A 10,777-nucleotide genomic window follows, 5' to 3' on the forward strand; every position below is an offset into this window, starting at 1 on the left:
GCCCCGCCCCGCTGGACATGCCCTCCCCTGACCTGCACGAGTGGACATAGTGGCCCTATGTCCACTCGTGCAGGTCAGGGGAGGGCATGTCCAGCGGGGCGGGGCGAGTGAGGCAGGGTGCTGCCGGGATTGCCGGAGGGCATGTCCAGTTCTCGCTGGCAGGACGACGGGACATGTCCACTCTTCGCTGACCGCTCCGTGGGGCATGTCCACCGGCCGAGGCCAGGAATGGACATAGTGGCCTTCTGTCCATCGGTTGCGATCAGGGGAGGGCATGTCCAGTCGGGGCGCAGCCGGGCGCAAGCGGCTAGGCTGAGGCGACGCCGAAATCAGCGGACCAGCGCCGCCAGACACATAAGGACGAGCTCCATGGGATTCACCGAAATCTTTTTCTCCACCCACGATGAAGCCCTCAAACGTGCCGCAGCCCTCGACGGCGGCGCTGCCGCAGCCGCCGGGGCTGTCCGGATTGCGGATATCAGTGACTTCGAAGTCGAGCGCCTGGGCGACCTGGCCGGAACGGCTGTCCACGCCGCGGGCGCCGACTACGAGCTCGCCATGGTCGATGTCGCCAGCGACTCCCTCCTGGGCGTCCCGGCGGCGATGGTCCGCGCCCTGGCCGAGCTGCTCAGCTATGAGACCGAAGGGGAAGGCGACGTCCTGGCCGATGTCGCGGAAAGCTGGGCCGCGGAGGAGGACATGCCCTTCGGTGTGGAGCAGGCCGCAAGGTACGTCCGGCAGCTCGCCGAACTGGCCGCCGGCGTCGACCCTGCCAGCAAATCCGGCCTCTACGTCTGGACTTCCTGAGCCGCCTCGGGCCGGGAAGGGCCGGGAAATGAAGGGCCCGCGGGTGTCAAGTCGAAATCCCGCCGCTGATCTGGCACAATAAACAGGTACTCGATCTGCGTGGCCCCTCTCTCCGCGTCCGGATCTTGTCCTTTTAGAACCCCCTAGTACGGCCCGCCCCACGGGTGCAGAACGCCGGGCTCGACCCCGTTTCAGAAACAGGAGTGACCACAAAAGTGGCCGTAAAGATTCGCCTTAAGCGCTTTGGCAAGATGCGCGCACCGTACTACCGCATCGTCGTCATGGACGCACGCTCCAAGCGTGACGGCCGTGCCATCGAAGAGATCGGCAAGTACCACCCGACCGAAGAGCCCTCATACATTGAGGTCGACACGGACCGTGCCCAGTACTGGCTCGGCGTCGGCGCACAGCCGTCCGAGCAGGTTGCCGCGATCCTCAAGATCACCGGTGACTGGCAGAAGTTCAAGGGTCTCCCCGGCCAGGAGGGCACCTTGAAGACCAAGGCTCCCAAGGCTGCCTTCGTGACCCCGGAAAAGGGTTCCGTGATTATCCCGGAAGCCATCACCAAGAAGGCCAAGAAGGATGACGCTGCCGAGGCTCCCGCCGACGCCGCAGCAGAGACCACCGAGGCTGAGTAACTTGCTGGCAGAAGCGCTCGAACACCTCGTCCGGGGGATCGTTGACAGTCCTGAGGATGTCAAGGTCAGTGCGAAGAACAACCGCCGCGGGGACACCCTCGAAGTGCGCGTTCATCAGGACGACCTCGGACGGGTGATCGGCCGCCAGGGCCGCACCGCACGCGCCTTGCGCACTGTGGTGGCAGCACTGGCGGATGGCGAGCCGGTCAGGGTCGACGTCGTCGACACCGACCGCCGCCGGTAACGCTTTCAGCAATACATGTCTTGAGTCCGGCCCCTTCACCAGATAATGGTGGAGGGGCCGAACTGTTTTCCCCAGCAGATCCACAGACTCACCAACCCCGAACAGAGGAACAGATGCAGCTTCAGGTGGCACGAATCGGCAAGCCCCACGGCATCCGCGGCGAAGTAACCGTCCAGGTGCTCACGGACGCGCCCGGCGACCGCTTCGTCCCGGGGACCCAGTTCGTGGTGGAGCCGGCCTCGGCCGGCCCGCTCACCATCATCAGCGCACGCTGGAACAAGGACATCCTGCTGCTCGCCTTCGAGGAAATTGAAACGCGCAACGAAGCGGAGGCCATCCGCGGCGCCAAGCTGTTCGTCGAAACCGAAGAACTCAACGATGATGAGGACGACGAGGGCTGGTACGAGCACGAGCTCGAGGGCCTGGAAGTCCGCGTCGGCGGCCAGGTGGTCGGCAAGGTCTCCGGCCTGCACACCCTCCCGGTCCAGGACCTGCTCGTCGTCACCGCCACGGACGGCAAGGAAGTCCTGATCCCCTTCGTGGAACAGATCGTCCCCGAGGTCAACGTCGGGGAAGGCTACATCCTTCTCACCCCGCCTCCGGGCCTCTTCGAGGTCAACGCCGAGGACGAGGCCAAATCCGAGGAGGAGTCGAAGTCCGCGGGAGCCGCCACCGCTGAAGACCGCGCCGGCGCCGGGGACAACGCTTAAATGAGGATCGACGTCGTCAGCATCTTCCCCGACTACCTGGCACCGCTGGAACTCTCGCTGATCGGCAAAGCCCGCCAGGACGGCCTGCTGGAGTTGAACGTCCACGACCTCCGGGACTTCACCACGGACCGCCACCGGACCGTCGATGACACCCCGTACGGCGGCGGCGCCGGCATGGTGATGAAGCCCGAGCCGTGGGCGCAGTCGCTGGCAGCCGTGGCGGCCGACCGTCCTGCGGAAGCTGCGAAGCCGGTCCTGATCGTGCCGTCACCGGCGGGCGAGCGGTTCACCCAGGCCACGGCCCACGAACTGGCCGAAGAGGACCGGCTGGTGTTTGCCTGCGGCCGCTACGAAGGCATCGACGAGCGCGTCATGGAATGGGCCGCCGGGCACTTCACGGTCCGGCCCGTGAGCCTTGGCGACTACGTCCTCAACGGCGGCGAAGTGGCAGTGCTGGCCATGGTGGAGGCCATCGGCCGCCTCCTGCCCGGCGTTGTGGGCAATCCGGAGTCACTCGTGGAGGAATCACATTCCGACGGGCTGCTGGAGTACCCCGTCTACACCAAGCCCTCCAACTGGCGGGACCGCGAGGTTCCGGCAGTGCTGCTCAGCGGTAACCACGGCAAGATCGCCCAGTGGCGCCGGCACGAACAGTACCGGCGCACCGCCGAACGCCGCCCGGACCTTCTTGAGGCGTTCGACGCCGCCAAGCTGCCCCGCGCTGACCGCACCGCCTTCGCGGACCTCGGGTACGACGTCGTCGACGGCTACCTGGTGCGGCGCGCGGACGCCGGCGGGGATTCCGGCTGAGCGGACTGGCCTGAGCGGATTGGCTGGAAAGCCCCGCATGTGGCAAAATTGGTCTTTGTGCCTGCTGGGTGCGAACCTGCCACAGGGGGAGCGTCACCAACAGCGCGGCACCCCGGCCCCGCCAATTCCTGGCGGTGCCGGATTCACAAATTTTCGACGGGACCTTCCGGGCAGCATTTGCGCCCGGGCTTCGCCGCCGTGACCCAACGTGAAGGACCTGTGGCGTTCACCAGGAGTGAATCAATGCATATCCTCGATTCCGTAGATGCAGCCTCGCTGCGCACCGATGTTCCCGTCTTCCGCGCGGGTGACACCCTCAAGGTTCACGTGAACATCATCGAAGGCAAGAACTCCCGTGTCCAGGTCTTCCAGGGCTTCGTCCTGGGCCGCCACGGTGACGGCCTGCGCGAAACCTTCACCATCCGCAAGGTTTCCTTCGGTGTTGGCGTGGAGCGTACCTTCCCGGTGCACTCCCCGATCATCGATAAGATCGAAGTCGTCTCCAAGGGCGACGTGCGCCGCGCCAAGCTGTACTACATGCGCAACCTGCGTGGCAAGGCCGCGAAGATCAAGGAAAAGCGCGACTTCCAGACCGCAAAGTAAGTCCTTTCAGGCTTCCACCGCGGGTCCACGGACCGTGTCCGGCCAGCGCCGGAGCATCCGCAACAGCGCTGTTCACGTCAGAGAAGCGCAATAAGGATACGGACCATGGAACACACAAAACGCCAGCCCAGGAAACTCGGCTGGCGTTTTGTGTTGCCGGCCGTGGTCCTCGCCGTGATCATCAGCGGACTGGTCCGGTCGCTGTGGCTCGACGTCTACTACATCCCCTCCGCCTCGATGGAGCCGATCTTCCGCGAGGGGGACAGGATCCTCGTGTCCCGGACGGACTTCCAGGCCGAACCGGTGGGCCGCGGCGACATCGTCGTCTTCGACGGACGGGGCTCCTTCGCCCCGCTGAACAGCGGCCAGGGCCCGGTGCTGGACTTTCTCGGCGGCGTGGGGCACTGGGTCGGCCTCTCCGGCGGCGAGAACACCTACATCAAACGCGTCATCGGGCTCCCCGGTGACCACGTGGCCTGCTGCGACGCCGGCGGCAAACTCACAGTCAACGGCCAGCAAGTTGCGGAACCCTATCTCTATGCGGGCGACGCGCCGAGCGAACAGAAGTTCAGCGTGACCGTGGCCCCGGGGCGGCTCTGGCTGATGGGGGACCACCGGTCCATGTCGGCCGATTCCCGCAGTCTCCTGGGGGCCCCTGGCGGCGGCATGGTGCCGCTGGAGCGGGTGATCGGCAGGCCCATCCAGATCATCTGGCCGCTTGATAGATTTACAGCAGTAGCACGGCCCGCCGTGGCCACCACGACAACAGCGAAGAACGGACAGTAGATGCCCGAGACCGGACCCCGGACTCCTGATCCGCGGGAGCAGGACCCGCCCAGGGTGACCGCCTCAGCGGTCCCCGCCGCCGAGCACCCTACCCCTGCTCCGGTGCGGGACGCCCGGGAGCAGGACGCCGCGGCGGGCCCGACCCCGGTCCTGGACATCCCGGCTGCGGGCGGCCCGTCCCATGCGGGAACCGCCTCGAAGCGTGCGCGCCGGGCGAAGTCCCGGGAGCGCCACGGCCCGCTGTTCCTGTGGGTGAAGGAAGTGGCCACCGTGGTGCTCGTCGCCATCGTGCTGTCCTTCCTGATCAAGACCTTCCTCTTCCGGGCTTTCTACATCCCGTCCGAATCCATGGTCAACACCCTGGACGTGAACGACCGGATCTTCGTGAACCTCCTGGTCCCGGAGCCATTCGCCCTGCAGCACGGCGATGTGGTGGTGTTCCGGGACACGGAGGGCTGGCTCGTCCCGGCGGCGGAGAAGACATCCGGCCCGTTCACGTGGGTGCAGGACGGACTGACGTTCATTGGCCTGCTGCCGGACAACTCGGAACAGCACCTCGTCAAGCGCGTCGTCGGGCTGCCCGGTGACCATGTGGTCTGTTGCGACGCCGGCGGCAGGCTCATGGTCAACGGCGCGCCGCTGGACGAACGCTACGTCAATCCTGCCGAAGTGCCCCAGGTCCGGAATTTCGACGTTGTCGTCCCCGCGGGCAAGGTCTGGGTCATGGGCGACAACCGGAACCATTCCGCCGACTCGCGCTCCCACACGGACAGCAACGGCGGCTTCGTGAACATCGCCGACATCGAAGGCAAGGCTGCGGTCATTGCCTGGCCGCTGAACCGCATCACCGCCCTCGACAACTACCCGGACGTCTTCCGCGACGTGCCCGCCCCGGCAGGAAAGTAGCGGGAGGCAGACATGTCCGAAGCCCCCACTCTCGACTACGAGCGCCGCTTCCGCAGTGCCGGCGCCCGGCTCCTCGCCGGCATTGACGAAGTGGGCCGCGGCGCCCTCGCCGGGCCCGTCAGTGTGGGCATCGCCGTCGTGGATCTTCACCAGCAGAAGCTGCTCGCCGACGTGCGCGACAGCAAGCTGCTCAAGGTGGCGGACCGCGAACGCCTCGTGCCGCTCGTCCAAAGCTGGAGCGTGGCTTCCGCCGTCGGGCATGCCTCGGCGAACGAAATCGACGCCCTCGGCATCATTGCCGCCCTCCGGCTCGCCGGCACACGTGCCTGGCTCGCGGTCCTCGCCGCCGGGGTGACCCCCGACGTCGTGCTCCTGGACGGCAGCCACAACTGGCTCTCGCCCGCGGCGCAGCCGTCCCTGTTCGAGGACGGGGCGGCGGAGCCTGGTTGCGACGCGCCGGTGCATACGCTGGTCAAGGCGGACATGCAATGCCTGAGCGTGGCAGCGGCATCCATTCTGGCCAAAGTGGAACGTGACTCCATGATGCGCGAACTGCACCGCGAATATCCCGCCTTCGGCTGGGACGAGAACAAGGGCTACGGCACGGCCACACACAAGGGCGCGCTCCGGGCCGCCGGGCCCACGCCCTACCACCGGGTGAGCTGGCAGCTGCTCGCAGACTGACGCCAGCGCCGGTTTGCCCGCAGGGCACGGGCGGGCCGCGGGGTGCTGCGGGAGGGCCCGTGGCGCGCGGGCGCCGCCGGATGGTGCAAGATGGAATCATGAGTGCCGAGGACCTTGAAAACTATGAGACCGACATGGAGCTGCAGCTCTACCGCGAATACCGCGACGTTGTCGGGCTGTTCAGCTATGTGGTCGAGACCGAACGGCGTTTCTATCTGGCCAACCACGTTGACCTGCAGGCCCGCAGCGCCGATGGCGAGGTCTACTTCGACCTGACGCTGCAGGACGCCTGGGTCTGGGACGTCTACCGCTCCGCCCGCTTCGTCAAGAGCGTCCGCGTGATCACGTTCAAGGACGTCAACGTCGAAGAGCTCCCGCGCAGCGAGGAGCTCGCCCTGCCGAAGGTCGGCGACCTGGGGAACTGATATTCGACGGTGATTAGCCCGGCGCAGCCGGGGAGCGGCGGCGCACTCCTCCTCCACACTCCCGTCCTTGCAGTGGCTGTCCACATAGCGCCCTGACGCTCTGTGCCGCCCGCCCGCGGCGCTGCACGCTGGTTCCATGAGAGCTAAAGACGTGCTGGGCCGGCGCGGTGAGGAACTCGCAGCCGGCTACCTCACAGCCCAGGGCATGCGGATCGTGGACCGCAACTGGCGGTGTTCTGAGGGTGAAATCGACATTGTCGCGCTTGACGGTGACACCCTGGTGATCGCCGAAGTGAAGACCCGCAAGTCCCTCGCCTACGGGCATCCTTTCGAAGCCGTCGGCGTGGACAAGCTGGCGCGGCTGCACCGGCTGGCCAATGCATGGTGCCGGGACCATGAGCTCCGTATGCCGCTGCGCCGGATCGATGTGATCGCCGTGCTGGACGACGGCATCGGCGACCCCGCCGTGGAACACCTCAAAGGGGTGGGGTAGGTGGCGCTGGGCCGGACCTACTCGGTGGCCCTCGTCGGGCTGAACGGCTACATCGTGGAAGTAGAAGCCGACATCGGCCAGACCCTGCCGGCATTTATCATCCTGGGTCTTCCGGACGCGTCGCTCAACGAGGCCAAGGAGCGGATCCGCTCGGCCGCCCAGAACTCAGGAATCCCCTTGAGCCGCCGGAAGATCACGGCCAACCTCATCCCGGCGTCGCTGCCCAAGCGGGGCTCCGGCTTCGACCTGGCCATCGCCATGGCCGCACTGCTGGCTTCCCGCGATATACGGTCCACCGGCCGGACCGTCTTCATCGCCGAACTCGGGCTGGACGGCAGGCTGCGGCCGGTCCGCGGAGTCCTGCCCGCCGTGATGGCCGCGGTGCGCGCAGGCTACGCGGACGTCGTCGTGGCGCAGGCCAACGCCGCCGAGGCGGAACTCGTGCCAGGCGCCCGCGTGCAGGGCTACGCCACACTGGCCCGGTTGGCCTTTGATTTTGGTGCCGATCCGCAGCGGCTCGCCCTTGACTTTGAACCCGAGCCGGAACCTGGTGAACCGGACGCCGGAGCTGACGCGCCGTCCTTCCTGCCACCGGACATGCGTGATGTCGCCGGGCAGGGGGATGCCCGGAGAGCCCTGGAAGTCGCTGCCGCCGGCGCCCACCATCTGCTGCTGACCGGGCCGCCGGGCGCAGGCAAAACGATGCTGGCAGAACGGCTTCCCGGGCTGCTGCCGGACCTGGGTGATGCCGAGGCCATGGAAGTGACCGCCATCCATTCGCTGTGCGCACTGACCTCAGCTTCCCTTCAGCTCGTGCGCAGGCCGCCCTATGAGAGCCCGCACCACACCGCCACTGCGGCCGCGATCATCGGGGGCGGCACCGGGCTGCCGCGGCCGGGGGCCGCCTCGCGGGCGCACCGCGGGGTGTTGTTCCTCGATGAGGCCCCCGAATACGAACGCCGGGTGCTGGATGCGCTGCGGCAGCCGCTGGAGAGCGGCGAACTGGTGCTTCATCGTTCGGCAGGAACAGCGGCCTACCCGGCCCGTTTCCAGCTTGTTCTTGCGGCCAACCCGTGTCCCTGCGGCAAAGCGACGGGCAAGGGGATCGACTGCATCTGCACCCCTACGATCCGCCGGCGGTATCTGGCACGGCTGTCGGGGCCGCTGCTGGACCGGGTCGACATCCAGCTGCAGCTTGAGCGGGTGTCGCTGGCCGACTTTGGCCAGCCGGGGCCCGAGGAGGACACCGCCACCATCGCAGCCCGCGTCCATGCCGCACGGGGGCGCCAGATCGCGAGGCTGCTGCCGTTCGGAATGGAGACCAACGCCCAGGTGCCGGGCCGGGTGCTCCGGGGTGCCTTACGGCTTGGTGCGCCCACCACCCGGATCCTGGACCTCGCCATGGAACGCGGGGTGCTCACGGCCCGCGGCTACGACCGCGTGTTGCGGCTGGCCTGGACCCTGGCGGACCTCGGTCACCGGGATATCCCCGCGGCCGACGATATCGGACTGGCCCTTGGTCTTCGGCAGGCCGCCGCCTGACAGGCCGCCGCCTCACCGGGCGCCGCACGAAGCCGCCGCGGGAACTGCGGCGCCACGACCACCGCCAGCCAGTGAAAGGACAACACCATGACAGAGAGCGAACGGACCGCCCGGGCGGCGTTGTCCCGACTGTTCGAGCCGCAGGACGCCGCAGGCCTCGCACTGGTGCATATCGCCGGGGCGGAGGACGGACTGCGGATCGCCACCGGCGAGCTGGCCGCCGGTGCGGAGCTGGAACGGGAGATGTTCCGGCTGCTGGACGAGAACAGCCAGGGCAGTGGCTGGACGGGCCTGGCGATCGCCCGAAAGCGCTGGGCGCCGAGGGTTCCGGACCTGGCCCCGGCGCGGGACCTCGCAACCATGCAGCGGCTCGGCGGGCGTGTGATCATTCCGTCGGACGAACTGTGGCCCCGGCAACTGGCCGACCTCGGACTGCAGGAGCCGATTTGTCTGTGGTGGCGCGGCGTCGAGCAGCCGCTGCCCCCGGCCGGGAAATCGATTGCCCTCGTTGGCTCCAGGGACAGCACCGCCTACGGCTCCGCCGTGACCGGCGACCTTGCGTATTCGCTGGCCCAGCGCGGATTTACGATCGTCTCGGGCGGCGCCTACGGGATCGACGCACACGCCCACCGGGCTGCCCTTGCCGGCGGCTCCGCCGGCAGCATCCCCACGATCGCCGTGATGGCGGGGGGCGTGGACCGTTTCTACCCGTCCGGCAATGAGGACCTGCTCCGGGCAGTCGCGAACCAGGGGGCGGTCCTGGCCGAGGTCCCGCCGGGGTCCGCGCCGACGCGGTACCGATTTCTGCAGCGCAACCGGCTGATCGCCGCGCTGGCATCGGTCACCGTGGTCGTGGAAGTGAGATGGAGATCCGGTGCGCTCAACACCGCGCACCACGCGGAAACCCTGGGCAGGGCCGTCGGCGCCGTGCCCGGGTCTGTGCACAGCGCCAATTCCGCCGGTTGCCACCGGCTGCTCCGGGAAGGCGGGGCGGTCTGCGTCACCGATGCGGCGGAGATTGCGGAGCTGGCCTCGCCCAGCGGCGAAGTGCTGCCCGAGGCCAGGACCGGCCGGGCGGCAGTGCAGGACGGCTTGACCCTGGAGGACCTCATTCTGCTGGATGCGCTGCCCCTGCGGTCCACCACCTCGGTGGAAAAGCTCACCGTTGTCGCGGGACTGAGCGCAGATTCGGTGCGGGCGGGCCTGGGCCGGCTCGGGCTGCTGGGTCTGGCCGAGTCGCAGCGTGGAGGCTGGAAGCGGTCAGGCAACGCAGGATGAGTGTCGGCCTGGTTCCCGCCGCGGGACGGGCGCGCGTCCGCAGGGACCGTGCAGACCAGCGGCTCGCCGCCGGGATCCTTGACCGCCGGGCGAATCCTGCGAGAGTGGGAGAGTGCCCACCCAACAGATCCCGGCCGGCCTGGCCACCGCAGCCCAGGGCTTCGGCCGCTACCTGGAGGCGGAGCGGGGACGCTCGGCCCACACGGTGCGCGCCTACCTCTCCGACGTCCGCAGCCTCCTGGAGCATGCGGCCGCCGAAGGAGTCGAGGATCTTGCCGGGCTGGAGCTCGGCACCCTGCGGCGCTGGCTCGGATCGCAGAGCGAAGGGGGCATGTCCCGCGCCACCCTGGCCCGGCGCTCCGCCACCGCCAGGGCCTTCACCGCCTGGGCCGTCCGTGAGGAACTCATCCAGGCGGACCCCGCCCTGCGGCTGAAGGCACCGAAGCGGGAAAAGTCCCTGCCCGGAGTGCTGCACCAGCAGCAGGTCCTTCGGCTCGTGGAAGATGCGGAGTCTGCTGCCGCCGAGGGAGGGACCATGCCGCTGCGGGACCGGGCCATGGTTGAACTGCTGTACGCCACCGGCATCCGGGTCGGCGAGCTGGCCGGCCTCGACGTGGACGACCTCGATCCCGACCGCAGGACCCTGCGGGTGCTTGGCAAGGGCAACAAGGAACGCACTGTGCCCTACGGACTGCCTGCCGCGCTCGCCGTCGACGACTGGCTGCGCCGGGGCCGGCCCTCCCTCGCCACGGACACCTCCGGCCCGGCGCTCTTCCTCGGCGCGCGCGGCAGGCGGGTCGACCAGCGGCAGATCCGCACTGTCGTCCACGACTTGCTGGCGGCCCTGGGGG

The 10,777-nt window shown here is 68.2% G+C and carries 14 protein-coding genes; all 14 read left to right on the forward strand.

Annotated elements, in window-relative coordinates:
- Positions 1–369 precede the first annotated feature (369 nt).
- Positions 370–807, forward strand: a complete 438-nt coding sequence (locus BJQ90_RS19210; RefSeq protein ID WP_226761797.1) for a hypothetical protein — start codon at positions 370–372, stop codon at positions 805–807.
- A gap of 215 nt (positions 808–1,022) precedes the next feature.
- Complete coding sequence (rpsP, locus tag BJQ90_RS19215) at positions 1,023–1,445, forward strand: 30S ribosomal protein S16 (protein WP_104175432.1); 423 nt, start codon at positions 1,023–1,025, stop codon at positions 1,443–1,445.
- A 1-nt stretch (position 1,446) separates the two neighbouring features.
- A complete protein-coding gene (locus tag BJQ90_RS19220) occupies positions 1,447–1,689 on the forward strand; it encodes an RNA-binding protein (protein WP_056426755.1) in 243 nt (80 codons plus the stop codon).
- 113 nt (positions 1,690–1,802) lie between these two features.
- Positions 1,803–2,399: a ribosome maturation factor RimM gene (gene rimM, locus BJQ90_RS19225; protein ID WP_226761798.1), complete on the forward strand. Its 597-nt coding sequence runs from the start codon at positions 1,803–1,805 to the stop codon at positions 2,397–2,399.
- A complete protein-coding gene (trmD, locus tag BJQ90_RS19230) occupies positions 2,400–3,209 on the forward strand; it encodes a tRNA (guanosine(37)-N1)-methyltransferase TrmD (protein ID WP_226761799.1) in 810 nt (269 codons plus the stop codon).
- A gap of 243 nt (positions 3,210–3,452) precedes the next feature.
- The gene (gene rplS / locus BJQ90_RS19235; protein WP_226761800.1) at positions 3,453–3,812 is read left to right on the forward strand and encodes a 50S ribosomal protein L19; all 360 of its coding nucleotides are present in this window, start codon (positions 3,453–3,455) and stop codon (positions 3,810–3,812) included.
- Between the two features lie 105 nt (positions 3,813–3,917).
- On the forward strand, positions 3,918–4,598 hold the full coding sequence (gene lepB, locus BJQ90_RS19240) for a signal peptidase I (RefSeq protein WP_226761801.1): 681 nt from the start codon (positions 3,918–3,920) through the stop codon (positions 4,596–4,598).
- Positions 4,599–5,504, forward strand: coding sequence for a signal peptidase I (gene lepB, locus BJQ90_RS19245; protein WP_226761802.1), 906 nt, complete (start codon positions 4,599–4,601; stop codon positions 5,502–5,504).
- A 12-nt stretch (positions 5,505–5,516) separates the two neighbouring features.
- Positions 5,517–6,188 carry a ribonuclease HII gene (locus BJQ90_RS19250; RefSeq protein WP_226761803.1) on the forward strand — a complete coding sequence of 224 codons (672 nt, stop codon included), beginning with the start codon at positions 5,517–5,519 and terminating at the stop codon, positions 6,186–6,188.
- 98 nt (positions 6,189–6,286) lie between these two features.
- Entirely contained in the window at positions 6,287–6,613 is a 327-nt protein-coding gene (locus BJQ90_RS19255; RefSeq protein WP_226761804.1) for a DUF2469 domain-containing protein, read from the forward strand.
- 136 nt (positions 6,614–6,749) lie between these two features.
- A complete protein-coding gene (locus BJQ90_RS19260; RefSeq protein ID WP_226761805.1) occupies positions 6,750–7,106 on the forward strand; it encodes a YraN family protein in 357 nt (118 codons plus the stop codon).
- Positions 7,107–8,648 carry a YifB family Mg chelatase-like AAA ATPase gene (locus BJQ90_RS19265; RefSeq protein WP_226761806.1) on the forward strand — a complete coding sequence of 514 codons (1,542 nt, stop codon included), beginning with the start codon at positions 7,107–7,109 and terminating at the stop codon, positions 8,646–8,648.
- An 87-nt stretch (positions 8,649–8,735) separates the two neighbouring features.
- Entirely contained in the window at positions 8,736–9,926 is a 1,191-nt protein-coding gene (gene dprA / locus BJQ90_RS19270; RefSeq protein WP_226761807.1) for a DNA-processing protein DprA, read from the forward strand.
- Between the two features lie 112 nt (positions 9,927–10,038).
- Positions 10,039–10,777 (forward strand): tyrosine-type recombinase/integrase (locus BJQ90_RS19275; RefSeq protein WP_226761808.1); only part of this gene is annotated, 739 nt, incomplete at its 3' end.

Origin of the sequence: Arthrobacter sp. SO3 (genome assembly GCF_020532825.1) — a bacterium.
GTDB lineage: Bacteria > Actinomycetota > Actinomycetes > Actinomycetales > Micrococcaceae > Arthrobacter.